The 15,447-nt window shown below is 62.4% G+C and carries 18 protein-coding genes; 4 read left to right on the top strand and 14 right to left on the bottom strand.

All coding sequences use genetic code 11. From position 1 onward, the window contains the following. Window positions 1-5: 5 nt before the first annotated feature. The 7 genes from HRU71_01045 to HRU71_01015 all read right to left on the bottom strand — a co-directional run bounded on the left by HRU71_01045 (window position 6) and on the right by HRU71_01015 (window position 4,650). Window positions 6-650 (bottom strand): hypothetical protein, encoded by a 645-nt coding sequence (locus HRU71_01045; protein ID QOJ02158.1) that lies wholly within the window; start codon window positions 648-650, stop codon window positions 6-8. A gap of 257 nt (window positions 651-907) precedes the next feature. Further along, the gene (locus HRU71_01040; protein QOJ02157.1) at window positions 908-1,579 is read right to left on the bottom strand and encodes a class I SAM-dependent methyltransferase; all 672 of its coding nucleotides are present in this window, start codon (window positions 1,577-1,579) and stop codon (window positions 908-910) included. Window positions 1,580-1,803: 224 nt separating this feature from the next. Further along, a complete protein-coding gene (locus tag HRU71_01035) occupies window positions 1,804-2,103 on the bottom strand; it encodes a hypothetical protein (GenBank protein QOJ02156.1) in 300 nt (99 codons plus the stop codon). Window positions 2,104-2,171: 68 nt separating this feature from the next. Further along, on the bottom strand, window positions 2,172-2,468 hold the full coding sequence (locus HRU71_01030; protein QOJ02155.1) for a hypothetical protein: 297 nt from the start codon (window positions 2,466-2,468) through the stop codon (window positions 2,172-2,174). Window positions 2,469-2,511: 43 nt separating this feature from the next. Further along, the gene (locus HRU71_01025; GenBank protein QOJ02154.1) at window positions 2,512-2,754 is read right to left on the bottom strand and encodes a hypothetical protein; all 243 of its coding nucleotides are present in this window, start codon (window positions 2,752-2,754) and stop codon (window positions 2,512-2,514) included. Between the two features lie 43 nt (window positions 2,755-2,797). Then, window positions 2,798-3,337 carry an HYExAFE family protein gene (locus HRU71_01020; GenBank protein ID QOJ02153.1) on the bottom strand — a complete coding sequence of 180 codons (540 nt, stop codon included), beginning with the start codon at window positions 3,335-3,337 and terminating at the stop codon, window positions 2,798-2,800. Beyond that, entirely contained in the window at window positions 3,334-4,650 is a 1,317-nt protein-coding gene (locus HRU71_01015) for a histidine--tRNA ligase (protein ID QOJ02152.1), read from the bottom strand. The genes HRU71_01020 and HRU71_01015 overlap by 4 nt, the downstream gene beginning before the upstream one ends. 132 nt (window positions 4,651-4,782) lie before the next feature. Between HRU71_01015 and rsmD the strand changes: the two genes are divergently transcribed. From rsmD to HRU71_00995, 4 genes are read left to right on the top strand one after another with little or no spacing between them, the layout of a single operon-like run. After that, the gene (gene rsmD / locus HRU71_01010) at window positions 4,783-5,388 is read left to right on the top strand and encodes a 16S rRNA (guanine(966)-N(2))-methyltransferase RsmD (protein ID QOJ02151.1); all 606 of its coding nucleotides are present in this window, start codon (window positions 4,783-4,785) and stop codon (window positions 5,386-5,388) included. Between the two features lie 18 nt (window positions 5,389-5,406). Continuing rightward, entirely contained in the window at window positions 5,407-6,672 is a 1,266-nt protein-coding gene (locus tag HRU71_01005) for a CCA tRNA nucleotidyltransferase (protein QOJ02150.1), read from the top strand. Window positions 6,673-6,691: 19 nt separating this feature from the next. Then, a complete protein-coding gene (locus tag HRU71_01000; protein QOJ02149.1) occupies window positions 6,692-8,026 on the top strand; it encodes a M20/M25/M40 family metallo-hydrolase in 1,335 nt (444 codons plus the stop codon). Window positions 8,027-8,062: 36 nt separating this feature from the next. Then, complete coding sequence (locus HRU71_00995) at window positions 8,063-8,545, top strand: SEC-C domain-containing protein (protein ID QOJ02148.1); 483 nt, start codon at window positions 8,063-8,065, stop codon at window positions 8,543-8,545. Here the strand turns inward: HRU71_00995 and HRU71_00990 are convergent. From HRU71_00990 to HRU71_00960, 7 genes are all read right to left on the bottom strand, one after another. Then, window positions 8,534-8,890, bottom strand: a complete 357-nt coding sequence (locus HRU71_00990; GenBank protein QOJ02147.1) for a hypothetical protein — start codon at window positions 8,888-8,890, stop codon at window positions 8,534-8,536. The genes HRU71_00995 and HRU71_00990 overlap by 12 nt on opposite strands. Before the next feature lies 1 nt (window position 8,891). Continuing rightward, window positions 8,892-9,860, bottom strand: coding sequence for a TerC family protein (locus HRU71_00985; protein ID QOJ02146.1), 969 nt, complete (start codon window positions 9,858-9,860; stop codon window positions 8,892-8,894). 194 nt (window positions 9,861-10,054) lie between these two features. Further along, complete coding sequence (locus HRU71_00980) at window positions 10,055-10,561, bottom strand: hypothetical protein (protein QOJ02145.1); 507 nt, start codon at window positions 10,559-10,561, stop codon at window positions 10,055-10,057. Between the two features lie 89 nt (window positions 10,562-10,650). Continuing rightward, on the bottom strand, window positions 10,651-11,532 hold the full coding sequence (locus HRU71_00975) for a hypothetical protein (GenBank protein ID QOJ02144.1): 882 nt from the start codon (window positions 11,530-11,532) through the stop codon (window positions 10,651-10,653). After that, window positions 11,529-13,328, bottom strand: coding sequence for a protein BatD (locus HRU71_00970; protein QOJ02143.1), 1,800 nt, complete (start codon window positions 13,326-13,328; stop codon window positions 11,529-11,531). The genes HRU71_00975 and HRU71_00970 overlap by 4 nt, the downstream gene beginning before the upstream one ends. Then, complete coding sequence (locus HRU71_00965; GenBank protein ID QOJ02142.1) at window positions 13,328-14,380, bottom strand: tetratricopeptide repeat protein; 1,053 nt, start codon at window positions 14,378-14,380, stop codon at window positions 13,328-13,330. Before HRU71_00965 ends, HRU71_00970 begins: the two co-directional genes overlap by 1 nt. Continuing rightward, window positions 14,377-15,432 (bottom strand): VWA domain-containing protein, encoded by a 1,056-nt coding sequence (locus HRU71_00960; GenBank protein QOJ02141.1) that lies wholly within the window; start codon window positions 15,430-15,432, stop codon window positions 14,377-14,379. The genes HRU71_00965 and HRU71_00960 overlap by 4 nt, the downstream gene beginning before the upstream one ends. Between the last annotated feature and the right edge of the window lie 15 nt (window positions 15,433-15,447).

The raw sequence follows: 15,447 nt of genomic DNA, 5'->3' as shown, positions 1-15,447 counted from the left end.
TCGTATTAGGGCAATGCGTCGGGCAGGCGGAGTATCTCGGTGAGCGGCGAGGGATCGGTGAATGAAAACACGCCATCAAGGTGTGCAGCGTTTGTCAGCGGCGATAATTGGTAGTACTGGTTGGCGGTGAAATCGCCGACTTGCGAAGGCGAGCAGCGACAGATCACCTTGGTCAGCGTTTGCTGATCCTCGGCAAAGTACAAGTAGGGGCCGGACACGACCGGCGGATCCTCAAATACACCGGCTACGACAATTTCGGGTACGGATTCAATCGGCGGTTCGCATGCGTAGCGGCGGTGGGGGAGCGGCGACCCGTATTGCCGCCGGGCCGCGTCTTCCAGAGTTCGGCTCACAAAAACCACCAGCGGCCCGGCCGATTCTCCTGATGATGCTGGCAGGATTTCGGCGATCATCGGAGCACCAAGCTCTGTCAGGGTAAATCGAACCACCGGCGGCCTGATGAGCATCTCGGTCGTTGTGGAGGCGTTGGTTCGGTGCTGGGCGAGAAAAGGTTGTCGTTGAAAGAGGATCTGGCGCCTAAGCACAGGGCCGAAATGGATCTCGGCCTCCGCGGTATGCAGCACCAGGGGGGGCAGGTTCCCGCCCGACCAGTCGGCTGCGCCGGGGTTGGAATTGGTTCGCTCGATCACAATAAGCGGAGCAAGCGGAAACAGGGGATCGGCTTCGTGCGATGGATCGGGTTTGTAAAAGTCCGCGTGTACGAATCGTCGGGTTGTGCGATCGTAAAGCTGGTCGAAGCGGCCGGCGGCGTGGGGCGTGGGGGCAGTTTGGGATGGCGTCGGCGCGGCGCCCGGCCGCGGCGCGCAGCCCAACCCTCCCGCCATAAGTAAGACTATAGTCTTTCGTCTTATGTCAATTGTATTCATATAATAGCTATTAGTAAAAGTTATTCAATCGGCCGCGCCGCTCGCATCAGCAGCAGCAGGGGCCAGCCCAGGTACTTCTCCGATCGCGGCGAACGCGCCGCCAGCGCCGCATCGACCGCGTGCTCGCTCAAATGATCCAACGCCAGGCCCGCCTGCAACGCCGCGTTCACGTAGTCGCTGATCGTGTGCGTACAACTGCGCGGCCGAGTCTGAACGCCCGTCCGCGGATCGGTGAACCGCGCCGACACTCCCCGGAGCATCATCGCTGGATGCAGATTCGAGACCACGGCGAAACCGCCCGGACGCAGCACACGGCGAAACTCCGCAAACACGAAACCCAATTCCGAAACGTGCTCCAGCACCAGGCCACAGACAATCCGGTCGATTTCGCTGTCCGTGAATGGAAGGGGGGCCGACAGGTCATGCTGCCGAAAATCCACGTTTGCACAGCCCGGCTTGGCCCGCGCCCTTTCCAGCATGCCACGCGAGAAATCCAATCCGATCACACTCGCCCCGGCCGCCACCAGCCATTGCGTATGCCGACCGGTCCCGCAACCGACGTCCGCAATGGTCAGCCCGCGAACGTCACCCATCTGGGCGATGACGCGGGGCTGTTCCAACTGGATCAGGGGGTTGTCTTCTTCGTCATAAATCTCGGCCCAGAGGTCATATCCCGCCTCGGCGGGTAACACGCGATATTCGGCATCCGTTCCATCAAGGCCGGATGTGGCACTTGGGCGGTTCGGCCTGGAGGAAAATGGCAGGTTTGAAGCTGGATTCATCGCTGTGTCAGTACACTAGCCGCCCCACCATTGAACGCAACATAACAGTCATTATGGGACGTCAAACAGGGGGGGCAAATGAGCAGTTGTATGCGAAAGATTCTTGACGTACTCGTCTGATCGAGTGGCTTCGCCTACGGCCGAGCTGCGCCCAGCACTCGCTTGAGGTCGATCTGATCCCAGAGAATCAGTTCCCGTCGGGTCGTGTCGTAGTTGTACACGTTGGTGATTTGGGCGGCGGCGTCGGTGATGTACACGATCTCGTCGTTCTCGCTGAACTGTGCGGTGACCATGATGTAATCCCCGCCGCGGTCGAGCATGCCGACGGCTTGGACCGGATTCTGTACGCCCGATGTGGCAAGGATCACGGCCGCCAGCAGGACGACGCCGGTGATCGACAAGACGCCAATCGCAAGGTTCTTGCTGTCGTTCATGGAGTTCAATCCTCTGAATTCAAACTTAGGCGGCGTCGTCGGCGCGCTGCCAATGGAACACAATTCGTTTATTTGCCAACCGCCCCGCGAAATTCGCGCTGAAGATCCCGCACGCCGGCGTGGAACACCTTGCGGTCATTCTGTGCACGACTGGTAACAAACACATGCAGCCGCCGCGAGGCGAGATCGATGACGTACAGAGCGTCCTGGCCGCGGCGAATCTGCCCTGCCACCATGAGGTAGTTCTGTGCCAGCGGTGCGGCCTGGGCGTACGCCTGTGAGCCTGGCGGCGTAGACAAAATCAGCGTTGCCAACAGCAGCAGGTTGACCCCCACCAGCAGCACGATGATCGCGCGTTTTGTCATTTATGTCACCCCGTTCAGATTGAGGGCCGGTTGTTGTTCGGGTCTATTGTTCCTGCGGCGTTCGCTTGCTCGGCTTGAAGGCGATGGCCAGCGCGCCGATCAGGAACGCTCCCGCCAGTGCATACTCGACGAGCGGTCGAGACGCGGGGAGCTTGTCCACGTTGATCGGTTTGATTGCCGGATCATCGGTCTGCGCGAATGCCGTCGTGACCGCCAGCAAAAGGACCATCGTCCAAGCTAACAGATGCCACCGCCTCGCCGTCTTGCTGATTCGCCGTTGCGCCATGCTGGAATTGTATCGCCATGAGCCTGCCCCGCAACATCGGGTTTCAACATGGCGCGGCCAGCCAGCATTTCTCAAGGGGCTTGCTCAACGTCGCGAACTGTTCACGCGGCACGCTGACGGTATCCCATCGCATGGAACGTACCTTCACCTGCGCCGCGTATTCCGTCAGCGGCGCGAGCCAGAAGCTGTAGCGACGTCCCGCGAAGTTGAACAGCGGCGATCCGTTGATGACCAGTTGCGTCTCCTGCGGCAGTCCCGCCAGCCAGAAGGCGAAGACGAACATCGCTTTGCAATCGGGCCCAAACGCCTCCTGCCAGAGGGCCAGGCCGTCCAGGTCGCCGCGCGTGACCCAGTTGTTGGTGCGGCAATCCTCGGCGGCCTTGCGCGAGGCGATCTTGCGGCCTTTGACATCGACGAGGCAAGGCCCGCTGCCCGGCGGATAAATGATGTAATCAAACGCCTTCGCCCCGGTCCGCCCTTTCCCGGCGAGATGCTTGACATCCTCCACCGCGACGTACGCCGTGCCGCGCTGATTGAGGTAACTCTCGAACGCCATTTCGTAATGGCTACGACGCGGGGTCACGGGGCGCCCTCCAGTGCGCGGCGCGGGTCCTGCAAGAGGGCTTCCATCGAGACGGAGCGCTGCGTCCCCTTCTTCATATCCTTGATCTGCACCGTCGCCCCCCCATCGCCGCTTTCATCGCCCAGGATGATCGCCGTGGTCGCGCCGCGTTTGTCGGCGGTCTTCATTTGTTTGTGCAGGGGCTGGTGCGTGTAAACGAAATCCGCGGGAATGCCGCACCGGCGGATCGCCGCCACGATGTGATAAACGTGCGCGCGGCAAGCGGGGTCGGCATCGGCCACAAACACAACCTGCTCGGCGCGTTGCGGCTTCGACAAACCGCGCTCCTCCAGCAGGAGTGACAGAACGACGTCACCCATGCCGAAGCCGACCGCCGGCTCGCACGACTTGCCGAGCTTACCGAGCAAATCATCGTAGCGCCCCCCGCCGCAGATGGCCCGCTCGTTCTGCGAACGATCGTAGAATTCAAAAACCGGCCCGGTGTAATACGCCAGCCCGCGAACAATGTGCATATCGAACCGGCAATACTCCCCGACACCGAAGTCGTTGAGGTTGGATAGCACCGTGGCCGTTTGCAGGATCGCGTCTTCCAGCTCGCCTCCCCCCACCGCCGGGCCGAGTTCGCTCTTAAGCAGCACCGGATCTGGCACGCTCATCACCGCGCGCAGTCGGTCCGCCGCCAATTGCTCCGAAAAGGCCGCGTCCCAAACTTTTGCGAAATCCGCCTCCGGCATGGAGGACGCCTTGTCCATCAGGGCGAAAGCGCGGCCGTGGACCTCCTTCGGAATCTTCACGGCTTCCAGCATCGCGGAGACTAATCGCCGATTGCTGATGTGGACGCAGAAATCACTGGCGGTCAGGCCCAGTTCGCGCAGCGCTTCGATGCCAACGAGGATGCATTCGGCATCGGCCGCTGGTTCCGCCGCGCCGATCACGTCGATGTTCCACTGGTAGAATTCTCGCAGCCGCCCGCGCTGCACATTCTCGCCGCGAAAGAGCGTGGGAATACTGAACCACTTGATCGGCTTGGGCAGTGCGTTGATCCGCGCGGCGACCATTCGCGCCAGCGTCGGCGTCATTTCGGGTCGCAGCGCCAACTCGCGCCCGCCGGCATCGGTCAGTCGAAAGAGCTGCCCGACCAGTTCGTCGCCGCTCTTTTCCCGATAAAGCTCGAGCATCTCCAGCGTCGGCCCCTCATACTCGAGGAAGCCGTGCCGGATCGAAACGCTTCGCCAGACATCAAAGATGCGGCGAATCGGCGCGAGCAGTTCGGGATAAAGATCGCGCGTGCCCTTGACGGATTGAATGGCCATGCGGGGAGCCGGTTGGATAATGAATACTGGATCAACGCCACGCTACGGCTCGATTCTATGAACGCTTCGGGCACGGGTCAAACCGACTCGCGCCGTGCCTCCGCCGCAGCCAAGGCGATATACTCTCCGAGCATGCGCGTCATCGCTGGGATACATCGTGGCCGGCCGCTTGTTGCGCCGCCGGGACTGGCGACGAGGCCGATCCTTGATCGGGTCAAAGTCGCGTTGTTCGACTGGCTGGGGGCGCGGTTGGCGATGCCCGGGCAGTTGCCGGCATTGCACGTGCTTGACCTGTATAGCGGCGCAGGGTCGCTGGGAATCGAAGCGGTTTCGCGCGGAGCCGCTTCGGTGACATTCGTAGAACGCGATCCGGCTGCGCTTCAATGCCTGCGTGAAAATCTCCAGGCGCTGAAAATCAACGGCGCGACCGTTGTCCCCACGGCTGCCGAGACGCTCCTGGCCCGACCGCCGCAGCCAAACAGCGCGTATGGTCTCATCTTCGTTGATCCGCCCTATCCGTTGAGTGAGAAAGTCGAGGCCGGCGCGCCGATTGTCCGAGTGTTCGAGCGGCTTGGAGACCAGGTGCCGATCGAAGCCGATTCGACCCTGGTCTGGCGGCACGATATTCGCTTTTCCGCACCGCCGCGAATGGCCGGCCGTTGGCATGCCCACGAAGCTCGCTCTTACGGTACGATGACCATCACCTTGTACCGACCATTTGCTGTTGAGGGAGCGTAAGCCGCCCGCATTGATGCCATGTCCTCCCGCCCTGCTCGGCCACTTTCACCTGCCGAACGACAGACGCTCACGCCCCGCGGCGCGGCGCTGCGGGTCGTCCGCGCCTTGCAAACGGCGGGCCATGTCGCCTACTTCGCCGGCGGCTGCGTGCGCGACATGCTGCTGGGCAAACGGCCCGACGACTACGACGTGGCCACCTCGGCAGAGCCGCGCGAGGTCATCCGTCTGTTCCGGCGGACGCAGCAAGTCGGCGCGAAGTTCGGCGTCGTCCTGGTTCGAATCGGGCCGTACGCCATCGAGACGGCGACCTTTCGCACCGACGGGGACTACGCCGACGGCCGCCGCCCTGCCGCCGTGCGATTCACCGACGCGCGGCACGATGCGGCGCGGCGCGATTTCACGATCAACGGCATGTTTTATGATCCGATCGCGCGATGCGTCATCGACCACGTCGACGGGCAGAACGACCTGAAGCGTCGCGTGATTCGTGCGATTGGATCACCGGATCGCCGGTTTGCCGAGGACCATCTTCGTTTGCTCCGCGCGATACGATTCGCGGCCCGGCTTGATTTTGAGATCGAGCGTGGGACGTGGGCAGCGATGCGCGAACATGCTCCGGCGATCGCGCGAATCAGCCCCGAACGCATCTGGACCGAGCTGATCGCCATGTTCGAGCATCCCCGCCGGGCGAAGGCGTTCTCGTTGCTTCATCGCAGCGGGGTCTTGTTTCATCTGTGGCCGCAAGCGCAGGCCCTGCGCGGTCACGAAAACCTGATCGAAGATTGGCTGGGCGAATTGCCGGTACGAAGCAGCGCCGATCTCTGTCTCGCAGTCGTACTCCACGCCATGTCGCGCGCGAAGGTCGGCGAGTCTTGCGATGCGCTTCGATGCAGCAATCAAACGCGGCGAACGGTCACGTGGGTGCACGAAAAGCAGAATGCGCTGAATGAACCTGGCCGGCTGACGCTGGCGGACTTGAAGCTGCTCATGGCGCACGAAGCATTCGGCGATCTTGTTTCGATGTTCGCAGCACGGCTCCGAGCCACGGAGCAATCGTTGGCACCGTACCGGCGAATTCGGGCTCGCATCCGCGCCATTCCCCAGCAGGATGTCGCGCCCAGACCTCTGCTGACCGGCGACGACCTGGCGCGGCTGAACGTGCCGCGCGGCCCCATTTACAAGAAAGTGCTTGATCAAGTGTACTATGCTCAACTCAACGGCGAGCTGTCCACCCGGGAATCCGCACACCGCTATGCGCTCGAACTGCTTGGCAAGGAAACGTAATCGTATATCCGGAGCATTGTTGCCGTTCTTGTGCGCGCCGCTATTGGTTGTCGTCGGCTGCGCGCCGGGCGGCCATCCGCAGGTGCGACAGATCGTCGCTGAAATATCGCAGGACCGCCTCCGCGCGACCGTGGAGAAGCTCGCGTCCTTTGGCACGCGGCACACGTTGAGCGAGACCCAAAGTGAATTCCGTGGCATCGGCGCGGCGCGGCGCTGGATCAAAGCCGAAATGGACAAGATCGCCGCCCAGTCCGGCGGGCGATTAAGCGTCGAGGCCCAATCCTTCACCGCCAAGGCCGACGGCAACCGCGTCTTTCGAGACGTGGAAGTCGTGAACATTCTGGCGACGCTGCCGGGTGCGGATCCTGCTTCGAAAGACCGCATCTATCTGATCAGCGGACACTACGACTCGATCCCCAGCGACCCGAAGGACGCCGCGTCCGACGCGCCGGGAGCGAACGACGATGCCAGCGGCGTCGCGGTGGTGATGGAGCTGGCGCGGGTCATGTCGCGTCATGCGTTCGACGCGACGCTCGTATTTGCCTGCGTTGCCGGCGAGGAACAAGGCCTCGTCGGTTCACGGTTTCTGGCGAAGCAGTACCGCCTGCGGAATGCGAACATCGCGGGCATGATCACGAACGACATCGTCGGCAACTCGATCAACACGCTGGGCGTTCGGGATGATCGGCGTGTGCGGGTCTTCAGCGAGGGCATACCGGCGCAGGAATCGGAGGAAGACCGCAAGATTCGCATCGCCATCGGTGCGGAAAGCGATTCCCCCGCGCGACAGCTGGCGCGATATTTCGAAGAGACCGCGTGCCGTTACATGCCCGCATTCGAGACGATGCTGGTGTATCGCAAAGATCGCTTCCTTCGCGGCGGCGATCACACGGCCTTCAGCGAACAGGGATACCCGGCGATCCGCATCACCGAGATGCAGGAAAACTACGACCGGCAGCATCAGAACGTGCGCACCGAGGGCGGCCGCTCGTATGGCGATGTCGTGGAACACGTGGACTTCGCCTACCTGACGCGCGTCGCTCGTGTAAACGCCGCAGCGCTGGCATCGCTGGCCCTCGCGCCGGCGCCGCCCGCCAATGCGCGGGTCATCACGGCCAAACTCGAAAACACGACGACGCTCGCATGGGATCTCGGCAAAGAGCCGGACCTGGCCGGATACGAAGTGGTCTGGCGCAGAACCAGCGCTCCGACGTGGGAGGCGTCTCGACCGGTCGGTCTGGTTTCAAGCTACACACACGAACTATCCAAAGACCACTACGTCTTCGGCATTCGCGCCGTGGATCGCGACGGCCATCGCAGCGTCGTCGCGTACCCGTGGCCCGCGCGAGAGTGACGCGGAGCGGCGTGGCGCTCGGCAGGAGAATGATTCGTGGCATCAGACGATGCAATGCCAGCGCTGTTCCTGGTTCTGATGCTTGTTGCGTTCGGCACAGCGGCGATGGTTGGCCTCATGCTGGTCAATCGGGCCGCGCGGGTCCGGCAGCGCGACCGGATTCTGGCCGAGCACTATCTCCGCCTGGGGCGGATCGCACCGGAAGCGCCGTGTCCATGCGGATCGGGGAGGGTTTATTTTGACTGCTGTCGCAATCGTGATGTCGTCAGGCTGCGCGATGAAGTCATCGACATGTGCTGGAGGCTTTGGGCGCACAAGTCCTACCCCGGCCGACGCCGCGCCAGCACGTTGAAGCATCGGCTGGAAGATCACCCCCTGCCCCGCCCCGCCCTGCCGCCCTGGGTGGAGCAGCCCGAAGCCTACCGATTTCCTATTCCGGACGAAGTATTGCGAGCCTGGCGCCCCTCCCCCGCCGCCGCCCCGGCCGCGCAGAAGCGAGAAGACGATTCAGTTCTTTGACGTTCGACGGGCCTGCTCGGCATTGGCCCGGTCAGCCGTATCGGACGATATCGGCGCGTCGCATTCCGGGCAGACATGGCCGGGTTTGAGTTGCTTGCCAACCAGATCGGCCTCGCAGTTCGGGCAGAAGACAACGGTCTCGAACTTCCCCAGCACGGCCCCGGTCTTGCGCTTGATGCGGTTCATCAACCGTTTCGCCCAGAGAAACTCCGTACCCAGAATCGCCAGGCCCGCGGGAATCACCAGGAACGCCGGCCCCGGCAGGACGATCAGCGCTATGCCGATCAACACGACCGTGAAGCCGACGATGATGATGACCAGTCGTCTGGCGGTCTTGAATAGCATATCAGGCGCTCCGGCTCTTCTCGCGCTGGCTGCTGATCACCGACGCGAGGATGCCGACCGCGAGGATGCCGATGATGACGGCCAGCGAGAACGCCGTCGGAATGTGATAGTGATGCGACACCAGCATCTTGACGCCGACGTATGCCAGCACGAAGACAAGACTCGGCTTGAGATACTTGAACTTCTCCAGCATACTGGCTAATACGAAATAGAGCGACCGCAGGTTCAGAATCGCGAAAACATTGGACGTGAACACAATGAAGGGGTCCTTGGTGATCGCGAAGATCGCCGGGATGGAATCCACCGCGAACAGCAGGTCGGTGCTCTCAATCACCAGCAGGACGAGAAAGAGCGGCGTGATCGCCCGGCGGCCATCCACGCGTACGAAGAACTTCTCGCCGTGGAATTCGTCCGTGACGGGGTACAGCTTTCGCGCCAGCTTCACCAGCGGGTTGCGATTCGGCTCGACGGCCTCGTCCTGCGAGCGGTACATCTTTACAGCTGTATATAATAGCAGAACCCCGAACACATAGATGGTCCAGGTGAATCGCTGGATGAGCGCCGCCCCGGCGAGGATCATCGCCATGCGCATGGCGAGCGCGCCGATGATGCCCCAGAAGAGCGTGCGGTGCTGGTGAATGCGCGGCACCGAGAAGTATTGAAAAATCAGCGCGATGACAAAAATGTTGTCGAGGCTCAACGATTGTTCGATCAGCCATCCGGTGAAGAACTGCATCGCGGCCGCCTTGCCCGAGAGCGTGCCGCCGCGCGTGGCGATGTCGAACCAGTTGCGGTCGTAGGCGAAGTACAGAAAGACATTGAACATCAGCGCGAGAAAGACACAGAACCCCGCCCAGATCAGCGCCTCCCGCGTGTTGACAACATGGGCCTTGCGATTCAGCACACCCAAGTCCAGGGCGAGCATAATGAGTACGAACGCGACAAATCCACCCCACAGCCAGAATTCCATTGGTGCTGCAAGCTCCTTCGTGGTAATCGCCGCGCTCCCCGCCGAGCCACTCCTCCCGCCTTCGGCGATTCATCATGCTGCGATCAACACACCGCGCGGAGGGAAAGTGTAGGGACAATCCCCCATCGGCGTCGAGCACAGGCGGTGCGCCGTGCAATTCACCATGTATTGCGATGCATAAGCCCGGTCTTGAGTCAAGGCTTGGCGGGTTGGGAACCGACCGGGGCCGTTTGCGACGCCGGCGACGCGGCGGTTGGGGGCGCTGACTGCGACGTTGGCGCATCGGCGAGCGGCACGCTCATGGGCGGCTCGGGGTTGTGGCCAATCACGATTCGGCCACAGTCGGGACAGATGGTGTCGCCGGGTTTGTTCAACATCTCGTTGAGAATGATGTAGGTGGGTTCGGACTTGCGCTTTCCCTCGCGCGTCCAGTAGCAGCGTTCGGCGGGATAGCCTGTTTGCTTTTTTGAAAAAGGCGACGGGATCGGCCACGACTCCCCTATCTGCAAGGCATATCGAAAATGTTTGCCTGTCTCGGAGCAGACAAAATCGCGGTCGATGGATCGGGGCGCGGCCGGCTCGGCCGAGGTCAGCGTGCGATAGCTCAAGAATCCGGCCGTCCCGAGAAGTACGATGAAGACAATCAACCCCAGCACACCGGAAAGCGGCCCGGATGGTTTGCTTGCTGGCTGCGTGGCCATGGGAAATCCTCAAATCAATCGCCCCACCGCTTCCGTGCCGGGCACGGCGAATGCGGAACACGCGCGTTCGCGTGCGTCTCCGATACATCCTACCCGCTCGGTGAATCGAGTCCAATCAGGCGAACCGCATCGGCCGGGAGCCAGCCCTCCTTGCCGTCCGGCAGTTCAATCTGGTACCACGTCGCGCCGGATACATCTTCACGCGACGCTAACACGCGAAATTCCACGCCCTCCGGAAGCGGCTGGATGAGCGCGGGATCGTAGTACTGGCCGTTTCCCTTGCGCAGCACGACTTCCGATTGCATGATGACGCCTTCGCGGCCTTGCGCGGTGGTGATCTGTTCGTAGGCCACGCTGCCGCCGGCGGCCAGCGCGATGAGGCCCGTGAAGAGGCAGGACCAGACCAGCGCAGGTCGCCGCCCTGTGCGCAAACCAATCAGCAGCAACAGCCAGAAGCAGCCGTAGGCTCCCAGGGCGACGCGCAGGCGTGAAGCGGGAGACGTGTGATCGTGCCAGGCGAAAAGCGTGTCGCGCACGACGCTGACGGTCGGCCGGGCAAACGTCATGCGGCGCAGTTTGCGAGCGGCATCGAGGTTGTGAAGGATCGCCGGTTCGCCGCGGGCCAATTGCAGCGCAATTCGGTAGTTGAGAATCGCCTCGCCCAGCTCGCCCAACTGCATGTGCGCGTTGCCGATGTTGAAGTAGAGCCGGCCGTTGCGAATGCCGCGGCGCGTCAACTCCACGAATCCTTCGAGAGCCTCTTCGAGAAGCCGGCGCGATTGCGGATTGGTGCCGCCGCCTTGCGCGATGCCCTGTTCGTAGCTTCGCAGGGCTGCTTCGAAAAGGCTCTCGTTGGTCAGGGCGGCGCGTTCAACGGGAGTCTCCGGCGGCGACGTCCGTGCTTGCGCCGGCGCCCGCGCGGGCAACACGCTCATCAGAACGGCCACAATTACCAAGCTCAATCGCTTCATCGCACGCGTACCGTTTCCAACGTATCAATGATCGCGCGAACCCGCATGGGCCCGATGTCCTTGGCGTCCTGTGCCGCCAGTCCACCGCCGTACTCCGCCGTTTCGAGGGCTTCCAACAGTCGATCCACCTCCGAGACAAGCTCGTCTTTGACGCCGCGCGCCCGAAGCAACGCCACCGCCTCGGCGCGGGTCAGGCCCGTGCCATCGCTTCTGAACTTGTCGGCAATGTAAGCCGACAAAGCCGTTCGCAGCGAGGCCGGGTCGTCGTTCGCACCTGACGCCAGTCTGCGTTTGGCCGTACCATACGCTTGGGATGAGCGCCGAACTTTGTCGTCGCTCGCCAGACGCCGTAAGCGGCGCGTCGCCAGCCATGCCGCCACGTATGCAAGAGGACATGCCGTTAGAAGACTCCATCCTGCCGGTCCGACGGAGAGGCTCTGGTTTACAAGGACATCGGCTGGATTGGTGAAATTGGCGATCAGACCTTCGGTGGCCTCGGTCGGCTGGGCGATCATGGGGCGCGCGTCGCCGGGTGAGCCGAGCTGCGTCGGCAGCGCGAGCTTTTCGGCGGGCTTGACGCGGATGGGGAGTGCCTTGGTTCTTGCCGTGGCGAACTTCTCGGTGTCCGGGTCGAAGTAGCTCAACGGGAGCGACGGAATCTGCGTCACGTCTTCGCGCAGCGGGCGAAGGGTGACGGAGAACAGCTTGCGATCGCCTTCGACTTCACCAGCGGGGGACTCCAGGGGCACGTCGAAGTCCTTCGTCAATTCACTGACGTTTGCCAATTTTGGCGCACTCAGTCGTTCCAATGGCGTGCCGCTGCCGCGGATTGCCAAGGTCAACGTGATCGGATCGCCGACGGCTACTTCCGTTGGTTTGGCCGTCGCCGTGACGGTGAATCGGCCGATGGCCCCGTTGAAGTCCGCGGGCCGACCTTGAGTTGGGACCGGGAGGATTTCCAGGCTCGGCGTCTTTGCCGTCACCTGCACCACGCGATCGCGATCGATGGAGATTCGCCCGAAGACATCGCGCCGCAATGTGATGGGATAATTCATCCCCAGCGCGATGCTGCCGAAGTCGAACGGCCCGGGCCGCTCTGGGTAGACCGTTGTCTCCAGCAGGTACACGAAGTACTCGTGCGTCTTGCCGGCTTCGTCGGTGCGCTGGCCGGGCTTCCATTTGGGCGTTGCTACTTTCTCGAACACGCCGAGCGAGTTGAGCTGCTGATTGCGCATCAGCAGCGTCCACATGTCGCTCACGTCGAGGCGAAATCCGTCCCGCTCGTATTGCTTGACCCACACCTCCAGCGTCAGGTCGACCGGCTGGCCGACGTAGGCACGCGTCAGACGCGACTGCACTTCCGCCAGCAACAACTCACCGCCGATGTGCCGGCTGACCTGTACCGTGATCGGTTCGGTCGCGAAGACCGCCCCACCCTCGCGAAAGCGAAACGGCGGCAACACCAGCCGGCCCGCCCGTTTTGGCCGTGCGGTGAAGGTGTAGGTGTACGTCACATCGGTCCATCGTTTGTTGTTGATGATATAAGTGGAGCTGGATTGCTGCGGCCCGGCGCCGGACATTTGAATTTCGAAGTCGTCCGTCTTCGGCGCTTCGGGAGCGGAGGCCTGCTTGGGGTTCTTGACCTGCACCTGAACAATCAGCGTCTCCCCCATCAGCGCCTGCGTCGTGTTGATGCTCGCGCTGATTTCCTGCGCGCGGACCGGCGTCGTCCCCCACGCGGCGGGAATCGCTGTGATCAGCGCGAACATTCTGATGAAGAAAGCTGATCGCCGCATCACCAATCCTTGGGAACCGCCGTGCGCCCGCGCTGGCGCATCATCTTCATCCGCCGCGCCTCGCGTCGTGCCTTTTCCGCGTCGCGCGCCTCTTGAAGCATCGGCTGAATCTCTTCCTCGCGTAGTCTATCGTCGCGGTCCGTCTTCTGCTCCGGATTGGCCGACGACTTCTGCTCCTTCTGCGTTTCGTCCTGCTGACCCGATGCCTGATCGGAACCGTCTTGCCTATCCGCGCTAGGCTGCTTCTGGGACTCTGATTCTTTCTGATCGCTACCCTTCTGCGACTCTGAATCGTCCTGCTCCCCATCCTGATTCTGCTCCTGCCCCTCGCTTCCTTCCTGCGATTCCTGCTCGTTTTTTTCAGGTTCGTCCGCTGATTCTGACTTTCCCGACGTCGGCTGCGATGCGGGCTGGCTGGTCTGCGAACGCGACGTTGTCGGCTGCGGTTGCGGATCCTGCGGCTGGCTGGAAGGTTGGGACGATGGCTGCGGTTGCGGAGGCTGCTGCTGCTCGAGGCGTTTCTGGAAGTACGCGCGGAGGCGCTCGGCCAGCGAAAGGTTTTTCTGGGCGTCGGGATCGGTTTGTTTGGGATCAAGTCGCAGGGCGTCCTGATAGAAATTGATCGCGCGCGAGAGATCCTCAATCGCCTGCTTCGGCTCGCTCGCATGTTCCATCGCTTCGGCATGGGCCGTGCGCCCGAGGTTGTATTTGGCTCGCGCCTCGATCTCGGGGTGGCTCGGCTTGATTGCATCCTGAAACGCCTTGCGCGCGGCTTCGAATTTGCCGAGGCGATACAGCGCCAATCCGCGGTTGTAGGCCACCTGCGGCGAATCCGGCGAGAGCGCGGCTGCCCTGTCGTATGCCTTCAACGCCTCAACAAATTTCTCCTCGGCGAGCAGCTGGTTCCCCTCTTTCACGGCGTCGTACGCCTTCCGCGCGGCTTCGTCTGCTTCGACGCTGGATTGGAATCCGGCCAGCACCATCACGACCAGCACGGCAGCGCGGCATGCGATGCAACGGCGATTTCGAACAACCGATCGTTGATGAGTCATTCCCGTGCCCCTTCGGCTTTCGCGTTACGCCGGCTCGCTCCGCCTCGCCGCTCGGACACCACGCACTCCATCAGCAACAGCGCCAGCGCCAGCGCCGAGAACCAGTGCGATCGTGCATATTGACGGGCCACTTTGCGGTCTTCGTTCGTTCGTTCCTCTTTCGGCGCGAGCCGCTCCGTGTAAAGCCATTCCAGCGTGCGCTGGCGAGGTGTTACCTGACGGCTTGGCTGATATTCGCCGCCGCCCGCCGCGACGATCTCCTTCAACCGCACCGGATTCAGCTTCGACCAAACCTGCTCGTCTTCATACTTGAGATAGGTCCGCTGACCGTTGCGGTCGATGGGGATCAAGGCCCCCTTGTCGTCGTCGCCGATTCCCACGGCATGGACCGCGATACCCGCCTCGCGCGCGCGCTTCGCCTCGACGACGGCCAGTTCGCCGTGATCTTCGCCGTCGGTCATCAAGATGATCGCGCGCTGCCGCGGCGACGAATCTCCGAATGTCTTAACCGCCGCGCGAATCGCCTCGCCGATGTTCGTCCCGCCGACGGAGACGCTGTGGATCCCCACGTCGTCCAGCGCCAAACGGTAGTATTCGTAATCGTCCGTCAACGGACAGACCAGCTCCGCACGGCCGGCGAACGCGACGAGGCCGACCATCCCGCCGCCGATCTGATCCATCAACCGGCGAATGTCGTCCTTGGCTCGATCCAATCGCGACATGCCGGCGTCTTCGGCCAACATGCTGCGCGACACATCAAGACAAATCACCAGATCCAGCCGGCGCTGCTGAACGTCGTCATAGTAAGTTCCCCAGCGCGGGCCCGTCAGCCCCACGATCATTAGAATCATCGCTCCAAGCACCATCCCCGCGCGAACGATCTGCCGCGATTGGCTTACGTGCGGCGCCAGCACCGGCGCGAGCCGCGCGGAGACAAACGCCCGCAGCGATGCCGTTTTCATCGCAATGCCATACGCGAACACCGCGGCGCAGACGCCAACGAGCAGCAGCCACTGCAATTGCCTGACGTTGTCCAGTTTGAAATCATCCATGTCGAGTGATTCGCG

Source organism: Planctomycetia bacterium, from assembly GCA_015200345.1.
Taxonomy (GTDB): Bacteria; Planctomycetota; Phycisphaerae; order UBA1845; family UTPLA1; genus PLA3.
This window is presented reverse-complemented; position numbering and strand designations above follow the sequence as displayed.

Bases quoted from the DNA above. Each gene is read 5' to 3' on its own strand.
- rsmD (QOJ02151.1), top strand. From the start codon at position 4,783: ATGCGCGTCATCGCTGGGATACATCGTGGCCGGCCGCTTGTTGCGCCG.
- HRU71_00965 (QOJ02142.1), bottom strand. From the start codon at position 14,380: ATGACTCATCAACGATCGGTTGTTCGAAATCGCCGTTGCATCGCATGC.
- HRU71_00985 (QOJ02146.1), bottom strand. From the start codon at position 9,860: ATGGAATTCTGGCTGTGGGGTGGATTTGTCGCGTTCGTACTCATTATG.
- HRU71_00960 (QOJ02141.1), bottom strand. From the start codon at position 15,432: ATGGATGATTTCAAACTGGACAACGTCAGGCAATTGCAGTGGCTGCTG.
- HRU71_01005 (QOJ02150.1), top strand. From the start codon at position 5,407: ATGTCCTCCCGCCCTGCTCGGCCACTTTCACCTGCCGAACGACAGACG.
- HRU71_00980 (QOJ02145.1), bottom strand. From the start codon at position 10,561: ATGGCCACGCAGCCAGCAAGCAAACCATCCGGGCCGCTTTCCGGTGTG.
- HRU71_00970 (QOJ02143.1), bottom strand. From the start codon at position 13,328: ATGCGGCGATCAGCTTTCTTCATCAGAATGTTCGCGCTGATCACAGCG.
- HRU71_00975 (QOJ02144.1), bottom strand. From the start codon at position 11,532: ATGAAGCGATTGAGCTTGGTAATTGTGGCCGTTCTGATGAGCGTGTTG.
- HRU71_01025 (QOJ02154.1), bottom strand. From the start codon at position 2,754: ATGGCGCAACGGCGAATCAGCAAGACGGCGAGGCGGTGGCATCTGTTA.
- HRU71_01035 (QOJ02156.1), bottom strand. From the start codon at position 2,103: ATGAACGACAGCAAGAACCTTGCGATTGGCGTCTTGTCGATCACCGGC.
- HRU71_01030 (QOJ02155.1), bottom strand. From the start codon at position 2,468: ATGACAAAACGCGCGATCATCGTGCTGCTGGTGGGGGTCAACCTGCTG.
- HRU71_00990 (QOJ02147.1), bottom strand. From the start codon at position 8,890: ATGCTATTCAAGACCGCCAGACGACTGGTCATCATCATCGTCGGCTTC.
- HRU71_01015 (QOJ02152.1), bottom strand. From the start codon at position 4,650: ATGGCCATTCAATCCGTCAAGGGCACGCGCGATCTTTATCCCGAACTG.